Source organism: Pseudomonas sp. BTN1, from assembly GCF_001907715.1.
Taxonomy (GTDB): Bacteria; Pseudomonadota; Gammaproteobacteria; order Pseudomonadales; family Pseudomonadaceae; genus Aquipseudomonas; species Aquipseudomonas paracarnis.
Map to the genome: position 1 here is coordinate 34,192 of NZ_MPBM01000044.1, position 22,276 is coordinate 56,467.

A 22,276-nucleotide genomic window follows, 5' to 3' on the forward strand; every position below is an offset into this window, starting at 1 on the left:
CCTGCGATGGCATCAATAAGGTGTGTCTGATACACCGCGGTGTCTGCATCGCAGGCAAGCCAGCTCCCACAGTCCAACCCAGTACTCAGCGTCCGAGCATTTTCACCCAACGCGATGGCGGCATGCCGTAGGTGCTGCGAAATTGGCGGGTCATGTGGCTTTGGTCGGTAAAGCCTGCGGTCATCGCCGCATCTACCAACGATTGGCCCTGGGCCAATAAGTGGCGCACCAGGTCCAGCCGGCGCATGGTCAGGTAGCGGTAGGGGCTGGTGCCGAACAACAGACGAAAATCCCGCGATAACGCCCAGCGGTCGCGGCCGGCATGGTCGGCAATTTCATCGAGGTTGATGCTGCGGCCCAGGGCGCTGTGGATGAATTCACGGGCGCGTTCGGCCGCGACGTAGTCGAAGGATTTACGGCGAATGAGGGCCCCGGACGCAGCGCTCAGCGCGTGGGCCAGGTCGAACATAGCGTCTTGTTCTTGCATCGGGTCTATCGGGCAATCCAGGCTCTGCAGCAACACTTCGCTGGCGCGGTGCAGCCGTGGGTCGGTGGACAAGCCGTCGGGGATAAACGGCAACGGCTGGCCACCGAGGATCTGCTGGATCAGCGCCGGCTCCACATAAATCATCCGATACTTGAAGCCTTCGTCGCTGCCGGCGCGACCGTCATGGGTTTCATCCGGGTGGATCACCATGGTGGTGCCAGGCAGGCTGTGGGTCGTGCCGCCGCGATAATGAAAACTCTGTACGCCGAACAACGTGCGCCCGATGGCGTAGGTGTCATGGCGATGAGGGTCGAAGGCAAAGCCGGCAAAGTACGCCTCGATACGGTCAAGGCCACTGGCGTGGGGCGCGCGGTGCAGCCAGTCGAGGGAGTGGATGGGGTTGCCCATGGTGACTTGTCACAAAAGGAAGTGGAAACACGTTAACTGAGTCTGCACCGGTTGTCTGCTGGGGTCTTGTACGATTGTGCAGGTGTGGGGCGAGGCCTATGCTCCCTGTTCGTATACTGCGCTGGTGGTGCTCCTCATGGATGTTTTCAACCCTGCCTATGTGGCGCCGCTGGTCTCGCTCGCGCTGCTGTGGACGGTCGCCGTGGTGACCCCCGGTCCCAACTTCTTCAATACGGCGCAGTTGGCCGCCAGCTGTTCGCGGCGTCACGGTGTGGTGGCGTCGGCGGGCGTGGCGACCGGCACGATTATCTGGGGGTTGGCTGGTGGCTTGGGCATCAAGTCGCTGTTTACCGCCGCGCCCATGTTGTACCTGGCGTTCAAGATCATCGGCGGCTGCTACCTGATCTATCTTGGGCTGAAGCTGTTCAAACGCTCGGCGCCGAGCACGGGGCAGACGGTGTTGCCCGATGAGCCGCGACGGTCACTATTTTCCGCATGGCGTTTCGGTTTACTGGGCAACTTGTCCAACCCCAAGGCAGCTCTGTTCGTCGCCACAGCCTTTGCCTCGACGATGCCACCGTCACCCTCGCCGGCGCTGTTGACGCTGGCGGTCATCACCATGGCTACCTTGTCGTTCAGTTGGTATTGCAGCGTCGCCCTGGTGTTTTCCAGCGAGCACATGGCCAACCTCTACAGCCGTTCGCGCAAGTGGCTCGACCGCTTTGCCGGGAGCTGCTACCTGTTATTCGGTGCACATCTGGTAGCGAATCGCTAACCACCCATGGTAAGAAGCCTTACTTTCAACAGTGAGGCCGGGTCATGAGCAAGGTGCGGGTAGGGATTATTTTTGGTGGCCGTTCGGCTGAGCACGAGGTCTCGCTGCAATCGGCGCGCAACATTGTCGATGCCCTTGATCGCTCACGCTTCGAGCCGGTTTTGATCGGTATCGACAAGGCCGGTCACTGGCACCTCAATGACACCTCGAACTTTCTGCTCAACCAGGAAAACCCGGCACTCATCGCCCTCAACCAGTCCAACCGTGAATTGGCCGTGGTGCCCGGCAAGGCCAGCCAGCAAGTGGTGGAAACTTCCGGGCAGGGCATGCTGGAACACATCGACGTGATCTTCCCGATTGTCCACGGCACCCTCGGTGAAGACGGTTGCCTGCAAGGCTTGCTGCGCATGGCGGACTTGCCCTTCGTCGGTTCCGACGTGCTCGGCTCGGCGGTGTGCATGGACAAAGACATCAGCAAGCGCTTGCTGCGCGACGCGGGTATTGCGGTCACGCCGTTCATCACCCTTACGCGAGCTAATGCGGCGCGCACCTCGTTTGAAACGGCCGCTGGCAAGCTCGGTGTGCCGATGTTCGTCAAGCCCGCCAACCAGGGTTCGTCGGTGGGGGTAAGCAAAGTCGGCAGCGAAGCCGAGTACCGCGCTGCCGTTGAACTGGCGTTGGGGTTTGATGAGAAGGTGCTGGTGGAGTCCGCCGTCCAGGGCCGTGAGATCGAATGCGCCGTGCTGGGCAATGACGAGCCCATCGCCAGCGGTTGTGGCGAGATCGTGGTGAGCAGTGGTTTCTATTCCTACGACAGCAAATACATCGATGGCCAGGCCGCCCAGGTGGTGGTGCCGGCGGCGATCAGTCATGACGCCAGCGAGCGGATCCGCAGCCTGGCCATTGAGGCGTTTGAAGTGTTGGGCTGCGCCGGGTTGGCGCGGGTGGATGTGTTCCTGACGCAGGACGGCGAAGTGCTGATCAACGAGATCAACTCACTGCCCGGTTTTACCCGCATCAGCATGTACCCCAAGCTGTGGCAGGCGGCAGGCATGAGCTACAGCGAGCTGGTGAGCCGGTTGATCGAGCTGGCGCTGGAGCGGCATGCGGGGCGCAAGGGCTTGAAGATCAACCGCCAGTGATTGGCCCGAAGCAGTAACGCGATCAGGCGTTACTGAGTACTTCGCGAAAAACGTCCGGCCTTATGGCCGCAATATGCAGTAGCGAACGTGCTGCTCCGGAAGGTGCGCGACGCCCTTGCTCCCATTCTTGAAGGGTTCTTACTGACACGCCCAGAAGCTCGGCAAATTTGGGTTGTGAGAGCCCTGTCTTGCTTCTTGCTTCGGCAGCCTGAGTGACCTCAACGTGCTGCACGGCCCCGTAACGTCCCGCTTTGACATCCTGAATGGCTGTGAGTAGTTCTTCGCCTATATTGCGTTTGGCGTCACGTTCCTTCAGTTCTTTATCAGTGAGTGGCATGGTTCATTTCCTTTGCGATTTTGTACAGGATATGTGCCGGAATATTCTCCGTGGCGCTCTTGCCATAAATCAGTAGCGCGACGACTGCTCCGCACTCCAGATGTGTGGTGTAGATGACCCGCACTGATCCACTTTTACCCCGGCCCTCCATGCTCCAGCGTATCTTTCGGCAACCTCCCGAGCGCGGAATGACATTTCCAGCATCAGGATGGCTGGTGAGAAACGCCATGAAGATACCTTTTTCATCTTCAGTCCAATAGTCAGGCCATTGCCTGCTGAAGAGAGGGGATTCTATGAGAGTGAACACGCGAAATTCTACGTCTTTGACGTAGCCTCTGGCAAGAAAGGGCGGGCCAGAAAATCGCAGGTGAGATGGGGCTGCTCAAGAAGGTTTTTATCGCAAAAGATGACATGGCACTTTGAGTTCTGGCGCTCCGCGTAGGATTTAAGGCGTAAGGGTGCAGGTCTTTTTTTATAAGCCTGTACGGATAGATCAACACCTTAATCACCCAACGCCTCACCTTCACGCCGAGGGTCCGCGCCACCACTGAGCGTCACCTTACCCTGGGCATCCCGTGTGCGCACGATGGCCTGCACGCCGCTGGTCATCTCGATCTCGCTCAGGGCGTGGCTCTTGTCCTTGAGCGCCTGTTTCAGCGCCGGACTGAACAGCCCAGCTTCCAACTCGGTAGCACCATTGCGACTGCCAAAGTTGGGCAGGCTGATGGCCGCCTGCGGGTCGAGCTTCCAGTCGAGCATGGCCACCAGGGATTTACTCACGTACTCGATGATCTGCGAGCCACCGGGGGAGCCGACGGTAGCCAGCAGTTCGCCCGAGTTGCGGTCGAACACCAAGGTCGGCGCCATGGCCGAGCGTGGGCGTTTGCCCGGTTGTACGCGGTTGGCTACAGGCTGGCCGTTTTCTGCGGGGATGAACGAGAAGTCGGTCATCTGGTTGTTGAGCAAAAAGCCCTGGACCATCACATGAGAGCCGAATGCCGCTTCAACCGTGGTGGTCATCGACACGGCGCCGCCCTGGTCGTCCACCGCCACCACCTGTGAGGTGGAGATGCGCAGCGGCGAGCGGTCTGGCGCATACGCTACCTGAATACCGGCGGGTTGGCCGGGCTTGGCGATGCCCATGCTGCGTTCGCCGATCAGCGTGGCGCGCTGCGCCAGGTAACTCGGTGCGACGAGGCCGGCGACGGGTACGGGGGTGAAGTCTGCATCGGCCACGTACAGCGCGCGGTCGGCAAAGGCCAGGCGCCCGGCTTCGGCGAGCAGGTGCACGGCCTCGGGTGTCGGCTCAAGCCCGGCCGGCGAGGCACTCTTGACCGGTGTCATAGGGGCGATGGCCAGGCGCGGGGTGCGGTTTTCCAGCGCCTGCAGTGTCCCGAGGATCTGCGCCACGGCAATCCCGCCCGAGGACGGCGGTGGCATGCCGCAGACCTTCCATTGTTTGTAGTCGGTGCACAGCGGTGCGCGTTGCTTGGCGGTGTAGCCCTTGAGATCAGCCTGGGACAGGCTGCCGGCATTGCGATGGCCCTGCACCTTGCGTGCGATCTCATCGGCAATCGATCCTTGGTACAGCGCATCCGGCCCTTCCTTGGCGATGCGCTTGAACACCGCGGCCAGAGCCGGGTTTTTCAACAGCGTGCCGGTGGCTTTTGGCGAGCCATCGGCATTCAGGAAGTACGCCGCCATGTCGGGCGATTGCGCGATAAAGCGGTCAGCCGCGATCAAGCTGTGCAAGCGTGGGGAAATGGCGAAGCCTTGCTCCGACAGGCGAATCGCCGGTTCAAACACCTTGGCCCATGGCAAGCGGCCGCTCTTTTGGTGCGCCATCTCCAGGGCGCGCAATACCCCTGGAGTGCCCACCGAGCGCCCGCCAATCTGCGCATCCGTGAACGCCATCGGCGTACCGTCGGCCTTCAGGAAAAGACGCTCCGTGGCCCCGGCCGGCGCAGTTTCGCGGCCGTCATAAGCCTGCACGTTGTGCCCATCCCACAGCATGATGAACGCACCGCCGCCGATGCCGGAAGACTGCGGTTCCACCAGGGTCAATACCGCTTGCATGGCAATCGCCGCATCAATGGCTGAACCGCCTTGACGCAGCATTTCACGCCCGGCTTCAGCGGCCAGCGGGTTGGCGGCGGCGGCCATATGGCGCTCGGCGTGGCGGGTGCTCAGGTCGGTGCGGTAGCCCGAGCCCAGCTCTGGCGCCGGAGGCTGTTCGTTGACGGGCGTGTGGCAGGCGGCGAGGGCCAGGGTTGCGGCGATGACTGTCAGACTGCGGCGGGAAATCAAAAACACGCGCTGAACTCCGTTCATGTTGAGAAGGTGCTGTGGTCCTTGGGCTACTGCGTTGTTTACAGGTAAATCGTGCCTTGCATGTACAGCACGGCCTTGCCGGAAATAATCACCCGGTCACCCTGCAGTTCACAGCGCAGCTGGCCCTTACGCTGGCCGCCTTGCTCGGCGCTCAATTGCGATTTGCCCAGGCGCTCGGCCCAGAAAGGTGCCAGCGAGGTGTGCGCCGAGCCGGTAACCGGGTCTTCATTAACGCCCACATTCGGGCCGAACCAGCGCGAGATAAAATCAAACCGAGTGCTTTTAGCGGTCACCGCAACCCCGCGTTTAGGCAGGCCTTTGAGCCGCGCAAAGTCCGGTGTGAGAGCCGCCACCTGTGCTTCATCTTCCACCAGCACGATGTAGTCGTCGGTGCCAAACACCTCGGCGTTTTCAAGCCCCAGGGCGCTCAACATGCCGTGGGGCGGCTCGCAGCGTTCGGGTTTTTTGGCCGGAAAATCCATCGCCAGCTCATCGCCGTTGCGCGTTACCCGCAACTCGCCGCTACGGGTGGCAAAGCGCAGAACCTGCGGGGCGTCCGCCAACTTGTGGATCAATACCCACGCGGCTGCCAACGTGGCATGGCCGCACAGGTCCACCTCAACTTCCGGCGTGAGCCAACGCAACTCATAGAACTCGCCACGGGGTACAAAGAACGCGGTTTCCGAAAGATTATTCTCGGCTGCAATCTGCTGCAGTTGCTCGTCGGCCAGCCACTCAGTGAGTGGGCACACCGCTGCCGGGTTGCCGCCGAAGGGATGGTGGCTGAAAGCGTCGACTTGGTAGATGTCCAGTTGCATCGGGGCACTCCGTGTTTAGGGGAGGCAGGACACTAACAGTGGGGTTGGGGGGCGTCAAAATACAGTTGGGGAGTTTTTTTGCGCGCATAAAAAAACGGCCTACCTTTCGGTAAGCCGTTTTTAGTACTTGGTGGCTACACAGGGACTTGAACCCCGGACCCCAGCATTATGAATGCTATGCTCTAACCAACTGAGCTATGTAGCCAAGTGGCGCGCATTATTCGCTTGGAAAGGCAATGCGTCAAGCGTTTTTGTTGAAAATTTTTCTACGCTTTCAACTGTTTAAGCCAAAGCGCTGATTTTGGCGACGGGCGGTGGCGAATGCGCCGTGCATGAGGGGAGCGCAAGCGCTAAGCGTCTTCGAGGGTCTACTCACGGGCCAAGTCCGACAGTGTTGGGCAGATATCCCTGTCGCCCAACGCTTGACTGGCTAGTTCAACTTACTGATGCAGTGGGGTGTGGGTGACGCGCTTGAGCTGTTCGCGTGCCCGTGACAGGCGCGAGCGCACGGTGCTGATAGGAATGTCCAGTACGTCGGCGGTGTCCTGGTAACTGCCGTCGGTTTCCAGGGAGGCATACAGTGTTCTGCGCATCTCTGTGGGCAAGTGATCAATTGCGCTCAGGGTATTTTCCAGGCGTCGGTTGACCTCGAATTCCCAATCCAGGCTGTGGCTTTCTTCATGGCCATGCCACAGCGACTCGTCGAATTCGCAATGAGAGGGCTTGGCATACAGGCGCCGGAAATGATTGCGGATCAGGTTCTGCGCGATGCCGCACATCCAGGTGCTGAGCGTCGCGGTACCACTGAAGCGCTCGCGATTGCGCCAGGCCTCCAAGTAAGTCAGTTGCAATAGATCATCCGCGTCTTCCGGGTTGAGGACCCGTTTGTGAATGAAGCGCCGCAGTTTTTTCTGTTGATCGTCTGTCAGATGGAGCATGAATTGAGGCGAATTGCCACCAAGGTGAACTAAGGCTTCAATAGGGATATTCATGATTTTTTCCTTAAGGTAGACGCAGTCGAAAACGTATCGACAGGACCCCGATTGCACTGCGTGTGCCAAAGAGAAAAAATCGTTTAATAGCTTGATATACATAGATAAATATTTTGAATGGAGGTGTTTTTACGCAGACTTTTGCACGGGGGACCAGGTGCCTGTGCAAGTCTTTTCAAACCCGGCTCAGCCTCAAATTTCTATGGAACCGTATGGGTGGGCCTCGCCACACAGGGAAAACACTCTTCCTGAACTGGCCTGTCCATGAAAGTCGAATCTCGCAACGATGTGCAAACGGTCCAAAGCTCGGATCAACCTGTTATCAACACTGGCTCCGTGCCTGCACCTGCGAAGGGTGTCGACGAACTGGCCCATCTGTTCAATCAGGAAGTGGAGCTCAATAAGCTCCCGCTGGCCCATCGGCAAATGGGCGTGCGCGTGCCTGCGGCTGAAAAGCTGGTGGAGCTTTATGACCAGTTGGGTCACCCGGCCCAGGCGAGCATGGCTTCGGTTTCGCGCCGAATCAGGATGCAGTTGCTGCAAAGCGCCAGTCTCGAAAAATTGCTCGACCTCGCCGGAGGCGACCCGGCGCGTGCTTTCGTGGTGCTCAAGCATGTGGTGAGCGAGGCGGACGCTGAAGTCCGTAAATCCGAAGCGGCCCTGGCACACGCAGCCATCGCCAAGCTGGAGGCGCGTTTCAAGGGCGAAATCCAGGCCGGCCTGAACATCGCCTTAACACTGCAAGCCGCCAGCGTGGACCCCGAGGAGCGCCAGGCCCTACGTGCGCTCTACTACGCCAGCGTGGTCACGCGCCAATCCCTGGCAACAATGATGCAAGCCCTGCTGGGTGTATACGGCGGTGATGGGTTTCAAGAAGGGCTTAACGTGATGCGTAAAGCCCTGGCAGACGATATTGCCGCCTTGGTGTCCTCGGTGCCTACACCATTGCTGCGCTCCTTGCTGGTGGGGCTGCGAAGCTGCGGGCAGTTGAGCGCAGTGCTGGCCAGTTGCGTGACGTGCAAGCAGCGCCTGGAGATGGAGGATGAGGCCGTTACGCTGCTGCAGCGCCTGCTCGGATATGCCAGCAGCGGCATAGGCGCCGATGAAATTCTGCGGTTGGGGAATGAGATGGGGAGTGGTTCGCCTACCAGGCAATTGACAGCTCTCAACGCGCTTTACCCTCTGATCCGGCAGTTACCTTTGGCCTTGTGGCCTGACACCAGAGTCCGTGAGGAAACCTTGTTCAAGTTTGTAGCGGTGATGGACGAACTGAACCGGATCGATGGCGGAACCCAGCGTTCTCCTGAGCTGGCCGAGGCTATGACGTGACCCTGCTGTCGACCATCAATGGCTTACTGCTCAAAGTGGCACAGCGAGCTGAAGTGCTGGGCGCTGTGGTGGTCATGGCCATTATCTTTATCTTTATCGTTCCACTGCCGACCTGGCTGGTAGATATTCTGATTGCTCTCAATATCTGCATATCTTGCCTGTTGATCGTACTGGCGCTTTATCTACCGGGCCCTTTGGCGTTCTCGTCGTTCCCGTCGATCCTGTTGTTGACCACTATGTTTCGATTGGCGCTGTCGATCGCGACCACGCGCCTGATCTTGTTGGAACAGGACGCCGGTGACATCGTTGAGGCGTTCGGTAATTTTGTGGTGGGGGGAAACCTGGCGGTGGGGATGGTGATCTTCCTGATCCTGACCCTGGTCAACTTCCTGGTGATCACCAAGGGTTCGGAGCGGGTTGCCGAGGTCGCGGCGCGATTTAGCCTGGATGCAATGCCGGGTAAGCAGATGTCTATCGACAGCGATTTGCGTGCCGGGTTGATTGACGGTGTGCAGGCGCGCGACAAACGCGATCAGCTGTCGCGTGAAAGCCAGCTGTTTGGGGCCATGGATGGCGCCATGAAGTTCGTCAAAGGCGACGCCATCGCCGGTTTGATCATCGTCGTGGTCAACCTGTTGGGCGGCTTCTCCACGGGCATGTTCCAGCACGGGTTGAGCGCTGCCGATTCCATTTCGTTGTATTCGGTGCTGACGATTGGCGATGGCCTGATAGCACAGATTCCAGCGCTGCTGATCTCTCTGACTGCGGGCATGATCATCACCCGCGTGGCGCCGGATGGACGCAAAGGCGTCAGTAACATGGGCGTCGAAATTGCTCGGCAAATGACCAGCGAGCCCAAGAGCTGGGTGATTGCCTCGGTGGGAATGCTTGCGTTTGCCCTAGTGCCGGGCATGCCTACCCTGGTGTTTATTCTTATCGCGCTGATCACCGGCTGTGTGGGTTACTACCTGGTACGCCAGCGTCAACGACAGGCAGAGCCCGCCAACGAAGCCGCTGAGGTCGTTCGACCTGAAGAGAACGGTAAAGAGGACTTGCGCGGATTTGATCCGTCGCGCCCCTACCTGTTGCAGTTTTCCCCCGTGCTGCGCGGAACGCCTGAGGTGACGGACCTGATTCATGGGATTCGCCAGGCGCGAAACTCGCTGGTCGCCAATATCGGCCTGACATTGCCGCCGTTCGAAGTTGAACTCGATGATTCCCTGGCCGCCGATGAAATGCGCTTTTGCGTGCATGAGGTGCCCATGGTCAGGGCGTCAGTGGTCAACCATGTGGCTGTTGAGCGCAAGGCGCTGACGGTTGAGCCTGAGCACGCCATACCGGGGCTGGCTGAGCGGGATGAACAGGATTGGCTCTGGTTGCCTCCTGATGATCCGCTGCTGGAGGACCCAGAGCTGGAGCGCTTCACGGCTACGCACCTGATCCTGGAGCGCATGAGGCAGGCAATGATGCTTAGCGGGCCGCAGTTCCTGGGGATTCAGGAGAGCAAGTCGATCTTGAGTTGGCTTGAGCATAACCAGCCGGAACTGGTGCAGGAACTGCAGCGCATCATGCCGCTCTCGCGTTTTTCGGCGGTGTTGCAACGCCTGGCCAGTGAAGGCGTACCGCTGCGAGCAGTGCGGCTGATTGTCGAGTCGCTGATCGAGTACGGGCAGCATGAGCGTGAGCCGGAAGCCCTGGCCGACTATGCGCGCATTGCCCTCAAGGCACAGATCTACCACCAGTACAGCGAGGCCGATGGCCTGCATGCCTGGCTGTTATCTCCGCAGAGCGAAAACATCCTGCGCGAGGCGCTGCGCCAGACCCAGACCGGCGTGTTTTTCGCGCTGGACGAGAACCACAGCGCGGCCTTTATCAGTTTGCTCAACCAAGCCTTTGTTCTAAGGGCCAAGAGCAAAAGTGTGATGTTGGTGGCGCAAGACTTGCGCAGCCCATTGCGGACCTTGCTGCTGGAAGAGTTCAACCATGTACCGGTGCTGTCTTTCGCTGAGTTGGGAAGCACATCCAAGGTCAAGGTCCTGGGGCGCATAGACCTGGGCCAGGAAGCCTTGATGCGGGGGGCGGCGGCATGAGCCTGCGGCCATGGTTAATACGAAGGAGGGCTCGATAATGTATGAGCTAAGGGTGCTTGATGGCCAGCGCCAGGGCGCTGCGTTGCCGTTGTTTGGCGAACAATGGAGCATTGGCGCCCAGGCAGATGCTGACTTGGTGCTGAACGATCCAGGGGTTGCCGAGCAGCATGCGTTGCTGCGCTTTTTTGAGGCTAACTGGTCGGTGCAGGCCCAGGCGGAACTGTTGTACGGGGCTGCTGGGCAAGCCATGGCGCAGATCCCGAATCTGGCATTGAACGTGCCCTTTCTGGTGGGCAGCGTAAGGTTGTGCGTCACCCTGGCGGATCAACCGTGGCCCGAGCCTGTGGCGCCGGCGGCCGCAGCGGTGCCATCGCCGGATGAACCCGCGCAGGCACTGATGTTGTCCGCCATTGCGCCCTCGCAGCAAAAGCGCTTGATCAGCCTGGTGCTGGTGATGGCGATCATCATCGCCGTAGTGGGCATGGTCTCGACAGGGGAGCATGAGGCCCAGGCTTCGCTGATGCCTGCGGTGGCTGGCAAACAGGAACTGGCCTCACCGATTGATGTGCGCCAACAGTTGGTGAAGATGCTTGGCGAGCGTGAGTTGAACCCGCGCATCGGCTTGCAGGTGATCAACGGCCAAGTCGTGCTGAGCGGGGATGTTTCCCAGGAAGATGTGGAGTTGGTGTCGCGGATGCTCAGCCGTTTTGGTGAGCAATTCGACAGTGCGGTGCCGGTGATCAGTCGTGTCCGTGTGCGCGATGGGGCCTTGCCGTTCAGGATTGTGCAGATAGTGGGCGGACCGAACGGCCACGTGGTTCTGGAAGAGGGGAGCCGGCTTTTTCTGGGGGATCAGGTAGATGGCCTGCGCCTGGTGTTGATCGACAACAGCAAGGTGGTTTTCGACGGCGCGCAGCGTTATGAGGTGCTTTGGTGAGTACGCAATTGCAAGCGCGTCTCGACGCCTGGCAACAGCGCCAGGCCCAGGCGCTGAGCAGCTTTGCGCCAGTGGCGATGCGTGGTCGCATCCAGCGCGTCAATGGCATGTTGCTGCAATGCCGATTGCCTCAGGCGCGCATCGGCGATTTGTGCCAAGTGGAAAAAGGGCCGGGCGATTTCATGCTCGCCGAAATCATCGGCTTTGATCAGCAGGATGCAGTACTCAGTGCCCTGGGTAATCTGGAAGGCGTACGAGTGGGCGCTGGCGTTGAGCGCCTGGGCGTTTCGCATCGTGTGCAGGTCAGCGAGGCGCTGTTGGGCCAAGTACTGGATGGTTTCGGGCGACCGATTACGGGGCAGGGCGCCAGTGCGTTTGTCGAAGCTGAACTGCCCGATACCAGTGCGGTGCTGTGTGAAGCGCCGTTACCCACCGAGCGCCCGCGGATCAACCGTGCCCTGGCCACTGGGGTGCGTTCCATTGATGGCTTGATGACGCTGGGTGAAGGCCAGCGCGTCGGTCTGTTCGCCGGGGCCGGTTGCGGCAAGACGACCTTGTTGGCCGAGATCGCCCGTAACGTCGAATGCGACGTCATCGTGTTCGGCCTGATCGGCGAGCGAGGCCGCGAGTTGCGTGAGTTTCTCGACCATGAGCTGGATGAGCAACTGCGCTCCAAAGCGGTACTGGTGTGTGCTACGTCTGATCGCTCCAGCATGGAGCGCGCTCGCGCTGCATTCACCGCCACGGCGTTGGCTGAAGGTTTCCGGCGCAAGGGTCAACGGGTGTTGTTGCTGATTGATTCCCTGACTCGTTTCGCCAGGGCCCAGCGCGAAATTGGCCTGGCTGCCGGTGAGCCCCTGGGACGCGGTGGTCTGCCGCCTTCGGTGTACAGCTTGCTGCCGCGTCTGGTGGAACGCGCCGGGTTGACCCGTGACGGTGTGATCACAGCGATCTACACGGTGCTGATCGAGCAGGACTCCATGAACGACCCAGTGGCCGACGAAGTGCGTTCGTTGCTTGACGGCCATATCGTGCTGTCGCGCAAATTGGCCGAGCGTGGGCACTATCCGGCGGTGGATGTGCTGGCGAGCCTTTCACGAATATTGAGCAACGTCGCAGAACCTGCGGATATCCAGGCGGGCACGGCGTTGCGGCGTTTGCTATCGGCGTACCAGCAGATTGAGTTGATGCTCAAGCTGGGCGAGTACCAGCCTGGCAGCGATGCCCTGACGGACCTGGCGGTGAACAGTCGCCAAGCGGTGGATGGTTTCCTGCGCCAGGATTTGCGTGAGCCGACACCGATGGCTGTCACGCTGGAGCAACTCAAGGAGCTGACCGCCCATGTCCCATTCTGACGTACTGCTCGGTGAGGTGGAGACGCTGCGGCGCCTGCGCAGGCACCGGGCCGATCGGGCCGAGCGTGCCCTGCGTGAGGCCAAGCGTGCGCAGCAGGCCCTGCTTGCGCACATCCAGCAGGCCCAGGAAGCACTTGAACAGACTCGGCAGGAGGAAGCCCGGCAAAGTGCGCAGTTGCTCAGTCAGCATCAGGGCCAGACCCTGACCTTGAAGGGGCTGAAATCCTGGCGCGCGCAGGAACACTCCTTATCCGCCAGCACCCAGCGAGAAGAGGGGCAGCTTGAGGCGTTGCGCAGCCAACGGCCAGTAAAAGAAAGCCACGTTGGCAAAGCCCAGAGGCAAGCCACCGAATGCTTGCGACAGGTCGAAAAGTTACAGGAGTTATCACTTTTACTGGCACGGGAGCCGGCATGACTAAGGTTGCTAATAAACCCCCTCAAAGACCGCCCCTGCGTGAGCCACGGGAAGAACGTGAGCCGGGAACAGCGGGCGTGGTGCCCTGGGAGCAAGGGCGACTGTTTGCGCGGCTGTTTGCTGATGAGCGTGAGGGCACAGGGACGGGAGCCTCCTTATCGGGAAAAAAATCAGCATCCGGTATCGCCATGATCGAGGCGCTCGCCGAACAGCTGGCGCCGCGTGTATTGGCCGGTTCGCAATGGCCGTTGCAGGCAGTGTTGTACTTGCCACGTCTGGGACGGATCAATGCCAGCGTGCGCCGAGAACAGAGCGCCTGGACCATTGAGCTGGAAGCAGAACAGGGCGCCACGGCACGGTGGCTCAGTGGCGTACGACAGCAGTGTGAGGAACGTTTTGCGCAAGCGCTGGGGCGGCCAGTCAGCGTACTTGTGCCAAGCGTCGGCAACCTATGATCGTACCGCTACTGACATTCCCGTCGATCAAGAGCGACTTGGTTGCCGCACGCAACCGACTGGGGCGCGGCCTGTACCTGCCGTTCCATGTCGCGGGTCAGGCCGGTGAGCTGCGGCTTGAGCCTGGACGTGCGCCAGTTGGCAGTGAAGCGGTGTGCTTTGACACGCAGTGCGGCGTGCTGGCGCTCGCTAAGGCAGGGCCGTTGCTCAGCCTGATGGGCGAGTGTCCGGTGACCCTCGCTGGGGCCGACAACGAACCAGACTCCTGGTTCTGGGCGTTGTTCCAGTATTACCTGAGCCCCGAAGTGCGGTCGTTGTTGGGTTATGTGAGATTGCTGCACACCGAGCGACCAAGGGGGTTTGGCTGCCGCCTCACCGTGACCCTGGGGGCATCCTGGGCTGAGGGTTATGCCTGGTTGAGCCCCGAAAGCTTTTTGGCCTTGCACGAGGCGAGTTCCTGGCGGGCCACGGCTGCGCCACTGCCGTTGTCGTTTCAATTGGCAATTGCCGTGACCCTTGGGCGGTTGCGGTTACCGATTGTACAGGCCAGTAGCCTGCGGACCGGCGATGTGCTGGTGCTTGAACAGACCTTTTTCCAGGCCCTGGGCAGCGGCTATGTGCAGGTTGGCAGAGAGCGCCTGCACGGGGGCATTGACGATGACAACGGGCGGTTACGTTTCATTCTTACTTCTATCGAGGACATGTCCGTGGACGAAGATTTAGCTGTACCTCATTACTCGGGGCATGAAAACGATGAACCTGTCATGGACGTATTCGGCCCCGAGCCGTTCGATGAGTTGAGCATGACGCTGAACGTACGCTGCGGAACACTGAACCTTACCCTGGGGGAGCTGCGTAACCTCGTGCCCGGCTCGGTATTGGGCATTGCCGGTTTCGCCCCGGGCACGGCGGGACTGTATTACGGTGATCGACCCATCGGCCAGGGACAGTTGGTGGAAGTTGACGGGCGTCTGGGGTTGCAGTTGTCCCGAGTGGTGTTCGGTCGATGATTCTTCAGGGGCTGGACCCGGTAGTTCTGGCGGTATTTCTGGGGGCGTTGTCGTTGATGCCCATGCTGTTGGTTGTCTGCACAGCCTTCTTGAAAATCGTGATTGTGCTGATGATTACCCGCAATGCCATCGGCGTACAACAGGTGCCTCCAAGCATGGCCATCAACGGAATCGCCCTGGCTGCCACCTTGTTCATCATGGCGCCGGTGGGTTACGAGATCGCCGAGAACCTTAAGGCTTCGCCTCTGGACATGACCAACGTGCAAACGTTTCTGAGTACCGGCAATGAGGCCATCAACCCCTTGCGTGCCTTCATGCTGCGTAATGTGGACCCGGATGTGCTGACCCATCTATTGGAAAATACCGCACGTCTGTGGCCAGCGAAAATGGCGCAGGAGGTGCAGCGTGAGGATCTTATCCTGCTGATTCCGGCCTTTGTGCTTTCGCAATTGCAGGCGGGGTTCGAGATCGGGTTCCTGATATATATCCCCTTCATCGTGATCGACCTTATTGTTTCCAACCTGCTGCTGGCGCTGGGTATGCAGATGGTCTCGCCGATGACCATTTCCCTGCCGCTCAAGCTGCTGCTGTTCGTGCTGGTGTCTGGCTGGTCGCGGTTGCTCGACAGCCTGTTCCTTTCTTATCTCTGAGTGGCGTATGGAACCTATCGTGCTGTTCAAGCAGGGCATGTTGCTGGTGGTTGTACTGTCGGCGCCGCCGCTGATCGTGGCGGTGGTGGTGGGGGTACTGACTTCCCTGGTACAAGCACTGATGCAGATCCAGGACCAGACATTACCCTTTGGTATCAAGCTAGTGGCGGTGGGTGTCACATTGATCCTGACGGGCCGCTGGATTGGCGTTGAGTTGATCCAGCTGATCAACCTGACGTTTGAAATGATCGGCCGTTCGGCCCTGAACTGAGGCGTCGCCTGTGCTGCTTTATCTTGACTACCTGCCCAGCCTGGTGATTGGCATGGCGCGTATTTACCCCTGTGGCATTTTGGTGGCGGCGTTTTGTTTTCAGCACGTGCGAGGCCTGCCTCGGCACACCATCGTGATGGTCCTGGCGCTGCTGCCCGCGCCGGGTATTCACGCAGCTTTGGCAGGGCAGGACCCTTCAGCAATCATGCTCGGTGCGCTGATGATCAAGGAAGTGGTCCTGGGGTTGCTGCTCGGGGTGTTGCTGGCGATGCCGTTCTGGATGTTCGAGTCGGTCGGGGCACTGCTGGACAACCAGCGTGGAGCCTTGGCAGGTGGCCAACTTAACCCGTCACTGGGGCCGGACGCGACACCGATCGGGCACATGTTCAAGCAACTGGCGATTTACCTGTTGATGGCCGTTCTGGGGTTGGGCACGCTGACCCAGGTGATCTGGGACAGTTATCTGATCTGGCCACCCACCGTGTGGTTTCCGTTTCCAGCGGCTGATGGCATGAGCGTATTTGTCGGGATGCTGAGTGACACGTTCATGCACATGATGCTTTACGCTGCGCCCTTTATTGCCGTGTTGTTGCTGTTGGAGTTTGGCATCGCGTTGCTGGGCGTCTACAGCCAGCAATTGCAAGTGAGTACCTTGGCGCCACCGGTTAAATGCCTGGCGGGAATCGGTATTTTGTTGCTGTACTTTGCATTGTTGCAGGATCTTATTGTCGGGCGTATGAGCCAGCTGGGTGACCTTAAGCACTATCTGGGGCTTTTGTTCTCGGTCTCGGCACCGTGAGTGATTCGGGGGAAAAAAAGCACCCGGCGTCCGCCAAGAAACTGCGTGACCAACGCAAGAAAGGTCAGGTCGCGCAAAGCCAGGATGTGAGCAAGCTGTTGGCACTGACGGCTATCAGTGAAGTCGCCTTGTTCACTGCCGAGACCAGTTTGCAGCGCTTTCAGCAACTGATGGTGTTCCCGATGTCGCGCTTGAGCCAGCCGTTTGTGCGAGTGCTGGAAGAAGTACTGGTGGAGGGCCTGGTCATGTTTTTCTCGTTCTCTCTGCTGATGGCCGGGCTTGCAATTGCTGCGAAGCTGATTGGCAGCTGGATGCAGTTCGGCTTGTTGTTCGCCCCGCAAACGCTCAAGCTGGATTTCAATCGCCTCAACCCTATCAGCCAGATCAAGCAGATGTTTTCTGCCCAGTCTTTGATGAATCTGTTGATGAGCATAGCCAAGGCGTTCCTCCTGGGCCTGATTGTGTACGTGGTGGTTTGGCCCTCTTTGGGGGCGTTGATCAATCTTGCCAACAGCGATCTGCAGAGTTACCTACTGGCGCTGATCGCGTTGTTCCGTCACTTGCTGCATGCCTGCCTGGGGCTGTTGCTGGTGTTGGCGTTGATCGATCTGACGTTGCAGAAGCACTTCTTCGCCAAGCGTATGCGCATGACACAGGTTGAGGTCGTCAAAGAATACAAAGACATGGAAGGCGACCCTCATGTGAAGGGGCAGCGCCGTCAGTTGGCGCAGCAATTGGCCCAGGAGGAACCGAAGGTCAAACTGCCCAAGCTGGAAGAGGCAGACATGCTGGTAGTCAACCCGACGCACTTTGCGGTCGCCCTGTATTACCGTCCTGGCAAGACGCCTCTGCCCCTGCTGATCAGTAAAGGCACGGACGACGAGGCGCGAAAACTGATCGCGCGCGCGAAGGCCGCCGAGGTGCCCGTGATTCAGTGTGTGTGGTTGGCGCGTACGATCTACACCAAAAAGTTGGGAGCCAGCATTCCTCGCGAAACCCTGCAGGCCGTGGCGTTGATCTATCGCACCTTGCGCGAGCTGGACGATGACGCCAAACGCGAGACGCTGGAGCTCCCGGAGCTTGACCAGCGCTGATCAGCGAATGGATCCTGGGTCCAGGACACTGAGACCTGCCAGCGAGAGCATCCGGCTCAGCGTCCTGTCCAGATTGCCGGGCGGTGTTGGCAGCGCGTGCCAGATCACCATGGCGCCCTGGGCATCGAGGTAGACAAAGCACCCCTCGAAGACCAGGGCCTGCTCAAAGCGGCGCTGTAATATCCGTTGCAATTGCCCGGCTTGCAACGCTTCGCGAGCGACATGCAGAGCCAGCCCCGGGCGATTGCCGGCCTGCAACGTGCACACTTTGATACCGGGCGCGAGGGACTGGTGAGCGGCAGCGCCGCTCACCAGGTCGTTCAGCACTACCTGGGGTTGGTTGCCGGGCATTTGCGTCGTGCTCATCGCTCCAGCGATACCGTCTGGTAGTCCGCGCGCTCCCCGGACGGTCCAGGCTGGACGCGCATGTGCGATGGCCACCAGATCACCATCTTCTGCGCGGTCGACTGCGGGCGTGAGCAGGAGTCGCCTTTGCATGTTGGGGTACAAGCGCTGACGAGCAGCGCCGCACCGATCAGGGTGACGCACAACAATTGATGCTTCATGGTCGGGCCTTTTTGACAGGAGTAATCAAGGTAGGGCGCGGAACGCTGAGGTGTTCATCCTTCTTCACCGGGCGCATGGCGATAAAGACTTCGGCTTCTTCTCCCGGCTTCAACCAGGCGCGTGGCCACACGGTGACGGCCAAAGTCTGCGAGTTGCTGCATTCTTTTTCATCGATGCGCACATTGCGGTTGAACTGGTTGCGCATCACCACGACGGCGACGTTGTACTCGGGGCCTGCGTACCATTGGCTGCGCTCGCTGTTCAGCGCCAGCAAGTCGCGGGGGCTGCACAGCGTGTTCAATCCCAGGGGCATGGGCGCCAACTTGAAGGCCTTGGGCACTTCTCCCGTCACCAGATGCGCCAACGTGCTGATGATGTCGCTACGCTTGATCTCGGGCTGGTGAGGGGCGTTGCGCCTGGCCAGTGGTGCAAGGGCCGTCTGCAACTCGGCCTGGTCTGCCTGAGGCAAGTAGCGGGACGGATCGGCCTGGTCGCCGATGACGCGTGGGGTGATGATGAACAGGCGTTCACGCCGATTGTTCTGCCGTTCGCTTGAAGAGAACAACGCCTTGCCCAGCAGTGGGATATCGCCCAGCAGCGGCACCTTGTTGTGCTTGTCGGTGCTTTCCGTGACATGGAATCCGCCCACCACCATTGAGCGTTTTTCCGCCATGACCGCCTGGGTACTGACGTTACCGCGGCGCACATCCAAGTTATTGAGGTCACGATTGGGGTTGGACTCATCGAACGTACCGTCCTCGATATCCACCACCAAGTGAATCTGATGGCTGCCTCGGCTGGTGATGACGCGGGGCACGACCTGCACGCTGGTACCCACGGTGACCGGCAGGATGGTTGCGTTCTGACGACCGGGTGTCAGGTACTGAGTGCGGTTGAAGTCGATCACCGCCGGTTGGTTTTCCAGGGTGAGCACGGAGGGGTTGGACACCATGGTCGCCAGCCCCTTGGCTTCCAGGGCGCGTATGTCAGCATAGAAACGGTCGCGATTCTCGATCGACAACTGCTGCGATGTGCCGGGCGCCATATTTGCACCACCACGGAAACGGCTGTTCTGAAACCCCCAGTTCACGCCGAATTCACGCAATTGGGTGCGCTCGATATCCAGAATGATCGTATCGATTTCCACCAACTTGCGCGCCACATCGAGTTGAGCGATCAACTCGCGGTACATGGCCTGGCGCTCTGGCAGGTCATAAATGAGCACCGCGTTATTGCGCATATCGGCTTCGACGCGAATGCGACTGGTGGGGGCCGGCGCCCGCGGGGTGAGTGTGGCGCCAATATCCATTGGCATGGGAGTGCTGTTTGTAGCGAGCATCTGCCCCAGCAACGGGTTGCTCAAGCGGGGAACGTTGGGTACGAGAGGGGCGGGCTGTGAGGCGGGGCGCTGGGCTAACGCAGGGGGTGTCGCGTTGGAGCGTGGCTCCAGTAAGCCCCGCACAATGCTGGAAACACCGGCAATGGTGATCTTCTGGCCGCGATAATCCACGTGGCGATCCGCTGCATTGGCAAACTTCAGCGGGAAACTCAGCACGCTCTGTTTTTCGTCCACCGAGCGGCGTTGGCTGCTGAACTGTTTGACTTGCTCGATATAGCGCCGAGGCCCTGAGACCAACACGATGCCATCGTCGGGCAACTCACCCCAACCGAAGCGGCTGTCGAGCAGGCCGATATCAGTGAGGGCTTGCTTGAGGTCGGCAATGGTCTCGGAGGAGACCTCCAGGCGCGCTGACTCTTGCTGGTCCAGAGTACTGACGTAGAGCGTGTTGTTGTACAGGTACCATTGGAAGCGATGCTCTACCCCCAGGCGGTCGAGCAATGACTGCGGGGTGTTAGCGCGTATCTTGCCATTGACGATGCCTTCCAGCAGGCCCTCGATCTGCAGTTGTGTACCGAAGGTCTGGGCGAAATCTTCGAGTACCTCGCGCACCGGCTTATGCTCGGCTTCATAAGCGTAGGCGGTGTTTTTCCATTCCGAAGGGATGGCGGCCAGCGCGCTTTGTGCTGAAACCAGCAACCAGGAAAACAAAAACACATTCCGCCAGTGGGTTCTTTTGGCTGTAACGGCAGGCGAGCCAAGGTACGAGCGATTGCCCTTATGGGTCTTGTTAGACATAGACAGTTCTCTGATTAGTACGAACGTGAACTTAGCGGGGTGGGTTTGAGGTTTTGAACTGGGCGAGCAAGTCGTGCATTGATTGCGCGCCATGTGTCGCGTTGGTTGAGCAGGGCTTCAAGGCAGCCAAGCAGGCCGGCTTCTCCACGGTCGGCGCGCAGGCTGTTAATCACCCATAGCGCTCCCGTGTCGGCTTTTTGAGCCAATGCACCTTGAAAATGATTCAAGCTGGCCGCGCCCAGGCGCAGCCAGCCTTGCAAGGCTGAGTTATCGGGTAGAGAAGAGGTCAGTTGAGCCCCCAATAAAACGGTGTCTCCCTGACGTTGCAGGGTGACTTCGTCGTCGCGCTCAAATAGAGCGATTTTTTCCTTTCCGCTGCTCAACCAGTCACTCACGAGCGCCTTCATCTACTGGAAGCTTTCAATAGTTGTTTTAAGCATTTGGTTGACGGTTTTACCGTGCTCGTTATAAAGCGCAAAGGTGACCTCTCTACGCGTTACCAAGTTGTGAAAGAGTTCGCTGTCTTCGGCGGCCAGGCTTTCTTCGAAGCCGGCTTTGAACTCCTTGTATGTCGATGTTTTATTTCGGGCAATCGAATGAGTCAGTTCTTTGAAAAAATCCATGATTTTTCCTCGGTTTTCTATTGTCGATGGATGAATTTAAACAGTCAGCTCTGAGTGATTAACATAAAGAAAGTCTCTATGTTCGTAGGATTAAATCTCGATCAAGTACTCTTTATCCTGCTTGAAAAAAGTGTCGAGCATGGCGTTCCAGCTGATACGGAAGTCGCCCTCATCTGTTTTCAGTACGAGTGTCTGAAGATGAACTGTGTCGTCGGCGCTTAACTTCCAGGCGTTGCTCTTGTGGCGTGCAAGGCTCTGCCTTATTTCCTCAAGATCAAGGGGATGACAGAGCAGCGTCGCGCTGACTTCCTGAACTTGGCTCTCCAGCAAGTGCTTTAACAGTGCTGCGAGCCTTTGCGGGGCAGTCGTCTCGCCGAGCAAGCAGCGAATGGCCTGGTTGGTTATGGAGGTCGCATAGTGTTCAAGGTTGTCGCGCATCGTTTGACGGTCGCGTTCCCATTGCTTGAGTTGTGCATCTGCGCGTTGCCAGATTTCCAATGAGGCTTGTTCAAGCATGGCCTCGCATTTTTTCTCGGCCATACTTATCAATTCGTCGGCCTGGGCCTTGGCGTGGCTCAGGAGGTGGTTGGCGTGTTCCCAATGGGCAAGCTCTTCGCGCTTGATAAGGCTTCCTCGTGCGCCGGATGCGTCATTGCGTAACTCAATAGTATGTCGGCATAACATTACTGTTTTCCTCACCTGTGCGAGACAGGGGCGTGTTGCCGCTCGCCATGGTCGTGACGCGCCAGACGACGGCCTGCCAGAGAGTGTTCAATCGGCCGCTTGCATGTTCGAGTGGGGCGTTTGCTATTTCAGCCTCGCTCACACGTGTACGGGGAAAGCGCAATCGAAGACGCTGCCAGATAGCCGGTTCAACCCAGCTATGAAGCAGTCGCAGTGGATCGGAATGTGGGGGCAGCATGGAGGGGTGCAGCGCCATGGAGAGGCGCATGCACCACTGGTGATGACTTTCACTCAATGGTGATGGCGCTTCGGGATTGAATATGTGCGTGACCAATGCCAGCCCCAGGTTCAGTTGATCCGTCGTGGCCAGGGCCAACCGAAGCACGGTAGCGTGAGGCGCAGCAGGCAAGCAGGCTTTAAAACCCGTCAGGTTGTCGGGCACTGACCGGCCGTTGTAAAAAAGCCTTTCAATCGCACGATACTCCTCACCTCGCCAGTCTTCGTGGGCCTGCTTCCAGGGAAAAGCCCACCACTGAGCCCAGGCCAGTTGTTCACGCATGAGAGGGTCGG

At 59.2% G+C, this 22,276-nt stretch carries 26 protein-coding genes and 1 tRNA gene; 13 read left to right on the forward strand and 14 right to left on the reverse strand.

Annotation, left to right across the window (positions count from 1 at the left end; translation table 11 throughout):
* Positions 1 to 85: 85 nt before the first annotated feature.
* On the reverse strand, positions 86 to 895 hold the full coding sequence (locus tag BMH52_RS21575) for an AraC family transcriptional regulator (protein WP_072434134.1): 810 nt from the start codon (positions 893 to 895) through the stop codon (positions 86 to 88).
* 136 nt (positions 896 to 1,031) lie between these two features.
* Between BMH52_RS21575 and BMH52_RS21580 the strand changes: the two genes are divergently transcribed.
* Together BMH52_RS21580 and ddlA are read left to right on the forward strand one after the other, a co-directional pair.
* Positions 1,032 to 1,670: a LysE family translocator gene (locus BMH52_RS21580; protein ID WP_072434135.1), complete on the forward strand. Its 639-nt coding sequence runs from the start codon at positions 1,032 to 1,034 to the stop codon at positions 1,668 to 1,670.
* A gap of 44 nt (positions 1,671 to 1,714) precedes the next feature.
* Positions 1,715 to 2,812, forward strand: a complete 1,098-nt coding sequence (gene ddlA, locus BMH52_RS21585) for a D-alanine--D-alanine ligase (protein ID WP_073845001.1) — start codon at positions 1,715 to 1,717, stop codon at positions 2,810 to 2,812.
* A 22-nt stretch (positions 2,813 to 2,834) separates the two neighbouring features.
* Here the strand turns inward: ddlA and BMH52_RS21590 are convergent, their stop codons facing one another.
* The 6 genes from BMH52_RS21590 to BMH52_RS21615 all read right to left on the reverse strand — a co-directional run bounded on the left by BMH52_RS21590 (position 2,835) and on the right by BMH52_RS21615 (position 7,290).
* On the reverse strand, positions 2,835 to 3,149 hold the full coding sequence (locus BMH52_RS21590) for a DNA-binding transcriptional regulator (RefSeq protein WP_019817027.1): 315 nt from the start codon (positions 3,147 to 3,149) through the stop codon (positions 2,835 to 2,837).
* Positions 3,136 to 3,378, reverse strand: a complete 243-nt coding sequence (locus BMH52_RS21595; protein ID WP_256575814.1) for a hypothetical protein — start codon at positions 3,376 to 3,378, stop codon at positions 3,136 to 3,138. The genes BMH52_RS21590 and BMH52_RS21595 overlap by 14 nt, the downstream gene beginning before the upstream one ends.
* 272 nt (positions 3,379 to 3,650) lie before the next feature.
* Entirely contained in the window at positions 3,651 to 5,480 is a 1,830-nt protein-coding gene (gene ggt, locus BMH52_RS21600; protein ID WP_073845005.1) for a gamma-glutamyltransferase, read from the reverse strand.
* 38 nt (positions 5,481 to 5,518) lie between these two features.
* Positions 5,519 to 6,298 carry a PhzF family phenazine biosynthesis protein gene (locus tag BMH52_RS21605; RefSeq protein WP_073845007.1) on the reverse strand — a complete coding sequence of 260 codons (780 nt, stop codon included), beginning with the start codon at positions 6,296 to 6,298 and terminating at the stop codon, positions 5,519 to 5,521.
* Between the two features lie 128 nt (positions 6,299 to 6,426).
* Positions 6,427 to 6,503, reverse strand: a tRNA-Met gene (locus BMH52_RS21610).
* 235 nt (positions 6,504 to 6,738) lie between these two features.
* Positions 6,739 to 7,290 carry an RNA polymerase sigma factor gene (locus tag BMH52_RS21615; RefSeq protein ID WP_073845010.1) on the reverse strand — a complete coding sequence of 184 codons (552 nt, stop codon included), beginning with the start codon at positions 7,288 to 7,290 and terminating at the stop codon, positions 6,739 to 6,741.
* Between the two features lie 264 nt (positions 7,291 to 7,554).
* Between BMH52_RS21615 and BMH52_RS21620 the strand changes: the two genes are divergently transcribed.
* The 11 genes from BMH52_RS21620 to sctU are packed head-to-tail and all read left to right on the forward strand — an operon-like array spanning position 7,555 to position 17,695.
* Positions 7,555 to 8,619, forward strand: a complete 1,065-nt coding sequence (locus BMH52_RS21620) for a TyeA family type III secretion system gatekeeper subunit (protein ID WP_014716808.1) — start codon at positions 7,555 to 7,557, stop codon at positions 8,617 to 8,619.
* A complete protein-coding gene (gene sctV, locus BMH52_RS21625; RefSeq protein WP_014716809.1) occupies positions 8,616 to 10,709 on the forward strand; it encodes a type III secretion system export apparatus subunit SctV in 2,094 nt (697 codons plus the stop codon). The genes BMH52_RS21620 and sctV overlap by 4 nt, the downstream gene beginning before the upstream one ends.
* Before the next feature lie 37 nt (positions 10,710 to 10,746).
* On the forward strand, positions 10,747 to 11,646 hold the full coding sequence (locus BMH52_RS21630) for an FHA domain-containing protein (protein ID WP_073845012.1): 900 nt from the start codon (positions 10,747 to 10,749) through the stop codon (positions 11,644 to 11,646).
* The gene (locus BMH52_RS21635) at positions 11,643 to 13,001 is read left to right on the forward strand and encodes a FliI/YscN family ATPase (RefSeq protein ID WP_014716811.1); all 1,359 of its coding nucleotides are present in this window, start codon (positions 11,643 to 11,645) and stop codon (positions 12,999 to 13,001) included. Before BMH52_RS21630 ends, BMH52_RS21635 begins: the two co-directional genes overlap by 4 nt.
* Positions 12,988 to 13,416 carry a YscO family type III secretion system apparatus protein gene (locus BMH52_RS21640; protein ID WP_014716812.1) on the forward strand — a complete coding sequence of 143 codons (429 nt, stop codon included), beginning with the start codon at positions 12,988 to 12,990 and terminating at the stop codon, positions 13,414 to 13,416. The genes BMH52_RS21635 and BMH52_RS21640 overlap by 14 nt, the downstream gene beginning before the upstream one ends.
* Entirely contained in the window at positions 13,413 to 13,871 is a 459-nt protein-coding gene (locus BMH52_RS29335; RefSeq protein WP_014716813.1) for a type III secretion system HrpP C-terminal domain-containing protein, read from the forward strand. Before BMH52_RS21640 ends, BMH52_RS29335 begins: the two co-directional genes overlap by 4 nt.
* Entirely contained in the window at positions 13,868 to 14,881 is a 1,014-nt protein-coding gene (locus BMH52_RS21650; protein ID WP_014716814.1) for a FliM/FliN family flagellar motor switch protein, read from the forward strand. The genes BMH52_RS29335 and BMH52_RS21650 overlap by 4 nt, the downstream gene beginning before the upstream one ends.
* Positions 14,878 to 15,531 carry a type III secretion system export apparatus subunit SctR gene (gene sctR / locus BMH52_RS21655; protein WP_014716815.1) on the forward strand — a complete coding sequence of 218 codons (654 nt, stop codon included), beginning with the start codon at positions 14,878 to 14,880 and terminating at the stop codon, positions 15,529 to 15,531. The genes BMH52_RS21650 and sctR overlap by 4 nt, the downstream gene beginning before the upstream one ends.
* A gap of 7 nt (positions 15,532 to 15,538) precedes the next feature.
* Positions 15,539 to 15,802 carry a type III secretion system export apparatus subunit SctS gene (sctS, locus tag BMH52_RS21660; protein ID WP_014716816.1) on the forward strand — a complete coding sequence of 88 codons (264 nt, stop codon included), beginning with the start codon at positions 15,539 to 15,541 and terminating at the stop codon, positions 15,800 to 15,802.
* Positions 15,803 to 15,812: 10 nt separating this feature from the next.
* Positions 15,813 to 16,601: a type III secretion system export apparatus subunit SctT gene (sctT, locus tag BMH52_RS21665; protein WP_020301451.1), complete on the forward strand. Its 789-nt coding sequence runs from the start codon at positions 15,813 to 15,815 to the stop codon at positions 16,599 to 16,601.
* Complete coding sequence (sctU, locus tag BMH52_RS21670; RefSeq protein WP_020301452.1) at positions 16,598 to 17,695, forward strand: type III secretion system export apparatus subunit SctU; 1,098 nt, start codon at positions 16,598 to 16,600, stop codon at positions 17,693 to 17,695. The genes sctT and sctU overlap by 4 nt, the downstream gene beginning before the upstream one ends.
* Here the strand turns inward: sctU and BMH52_RS21675 are convergent, their stop codons facing one another.
* From BMH52_RS21675 to BMH52_RS21705, 7 genes are all read right to left on the reverse strand, one after another.
* Entirely contained in the window at positions 17,696 to 18,061 is a 366-nt protein-coding gene (locus tag BMH52_RS21675) for a hypothetical protein (RefSeq protein WP_014716819.1), read from the reverse strand.
* Positions 18,058 to 18,261, reverse strand: a complete 204-nt coding sequence (gene hrpT, locus BMH52_RS29705) for an HrpT family type III secretion system protein (RefSeq protein WP_014716820.1) — start codon at positions 18,259 to 18,261, stop codon at positions 18,058 to 18,060. Before hrpT ends, BMH52_RS21675 begins: the two co-directional genes overlap by 4 nt.
* Positions 18,258 to 20,399, reverse strand: coding sequence for a type III secretion system outer membrane ring subunit SctC (sctC, locus tag BMH52_RS21685; RefSeq protein ID WP_073845014.1), 2,142 nt, complete (start codon positions 20,397 to 20,399; stop codon positions 18,258 to 18,260). The genes hrpT and sctC overlap by 4 nt, the downstream gene beginning before the upstream one ends.
* Positions 20,400 to 20,413: 14 nt before the next feature.
* Positions 20,414 to 20,806, reverse strand: a complete 393-nt coding sequence (locus BMH52_RS21690) for a type III secretion protein (protein ID WP_073845016.1) — start codon at positions 20,804 to 20,806, stop codon at positions 20,414 to 20,416.
* Positions 20,807 to 21,022, reverse strand: a complete 216-nt coding sequence (locus tag BMH52_RS21695) for a hypothetical protein (RefSeq protein ID WP_014716823.1) — start codon at positions 21,020 to 21,022, stop codon at positions 20,807 to 20,809.
* A gap of 90 nt (positions 21,023 to 21,112) precedes the next feature.
* The gene (gene sctL, locus BMH52_RS21700) at positions 21,113 to 21,706 is read right to left on the reverse strand and encodes a type III secretion system stator protein SctL (protein WP_014716824.1); all 594 of its coding nucleotides are present in this window, start codon (positions 21,704 to 21,706) and stop codon (positions 21,113 to 21,115) included.
* Positions 21,684 to 22,265, reverse strand: coding sequence for a type III secretion protein (locus BMH52_RS21705; protein WP_224796991.1), 582 nt, complete (start codon positions 22,263 to 22,265; stop codon positions 21,684 to 21,686). Before BMH52_RS21705 ends, sctL begins: the two co-directional genes overlap by 23 nt.
* Positions 22,266 to 22,276 lie beyond the last annotated feature (11 nt).

Coding starts and splice junctions, on each gene's coding strand:
- BMH52_RS21575 (WP_072434134.1), bottom strand. CDS start 895: ATGGGCAACCCCATCCACTCCCTCGACTGGCTGCACCGCGCGCCCCAC.
- BMH52_RS21580 (WP_072434135.1), top strand. CDS start 1,032: ATGGATGTTTTCAACCCTGCCTATGTGGCGCCGCTGGTCTCGCTCGCG.
- ddlA (WP_073845001.1), top strand. CDS start 1,715: ATGAGCAAGGTGCGGGTAGGGATTATTTTTGGTGGCCGTTCGGCTGAG.
- BMH52_RS21590 (WP_019817027.1), bottom strand. CDS start 3,149: ATGCCACTCACTGATAAAGAACTGAAGGAACGTGACGCCAAACGCAAT.
- BMH52_RS21595 (WP_256575814.1), bottom strand. CDS start 3,378: ATGGCGTTTCTCACCAGCCATCCTGATGCTGGAAATGTCATTCCGCGC.
- ggt (WP_073845005.1), bottom strand. CDS start 5,480: ATGAACGGAGTTCAGCGCGTGTTTTTGATTTCCCGCCGCAGTCTGACA.
- BMH52_RS21605 (WP_073845007.1), bottom strand. CDS start 6,298: ATGCAACTGGACATCTACCAAGTCGACGCTTTCAGCCACCATCCCTTC.
- BMH52_RS21615 (WP_073845010.1), bottom strand. CDS start 7,290: ATGAATATCCCTATTGAAGCCTTAGTTCACCTTGGTGGCAATTCGCCT.
- BMH52_RS21620 (WP_014716808.1), top strand. CDS start 7,555: ATGAAAGTCGAATCTCGCAACGATGTGCAAACGGTCCAAAGCTCGGAT.
- BMH52_RS21630 (WP_073845012.1), top strand. CDS start 10,747: ATGTATGAGCTAAGGGTGCTTGATGGCCAGCGCCAGGGCGCTGCGTTG.
- BMH52_RS21640 (WP_014716812.1), top strand. CDS start 12,988: ATGTCCCATTCTGACGTACTGCTCGGTGAGGTGGAGACGCTGCGGCGC.
- BMH52_RS29335 (WP_014716813.1), top strand. CDS start 13,413: ATGACTAAGGTTGCTAATAAACCCCCTCAAAGACCGCCCCTGCGTGAG.
- BMH52_RS21650 (WP_014716814.1), top strand. CDS start 13,868: ATGATCGTACCGCTACTGACATTCCCGTCGATCAAGAGCGACTTGGTT.
- sctR (WP_014716815.1), top strand. CDS start 14,878: ATGATTCTTCAGGGGCTGGACCCGGTAGTTCTGGCGGTATTTCTGGGG.
- sctS (WP_014716816.1), top strand. CDS start 15,539: ATGGAACCTATCGTGCTGTTCAAGCAGGGCATGTTGCTGGTGGTTGTA.
- BMH52_RS21675 (WP_014716819.1), bottom strand. CDS start 18,061: ATGAGCACGACGCAAATGCCCGGCAACCAACCCCAGGTAGTGCTGAAC.
- hrpT (WP_014716820.1), bottom strand. CDS start 18,261: ATGAAGCATCAATTGTTGTGCGTCACCCTGATCGGTGCGGCGCTGCTC.
- sctC (WP_073845014.1), bottom strand. CDS start 20,399: ATGTCTAACAAGACCCATAAGGGCAATCGCTCGTACCTTGGCTCGCCT.
- BMH52_RS21690 (WP_073845016.1), bottom strand. CDS start 20,806: ATGAAGGCGCTCGTGAGTGACTGGTTGAGCAGCGGAAAGGAAAAAATC.
- BMH52_RS21695 (WP_014716823.1), bottom strand. CDS start 21,022: ATGGATTTTTTCAAAGAACTGACTCATTCGATTGCCCGAAATAAAACA.
- sctL (WP_014716824.1), bottom strand. CDS start 21,706: ATGTTATGCCGACATACTATTGAGTTACGCAATGACGCATCCGGCGCA.
- BMH52_RS21705 (WP_224796991.1), bottom strand. CDS start 22,265: ATGCGTGAACAACTGGCCTGGGCTCAGTGGTGGGCTTTTCCCTGGAAG.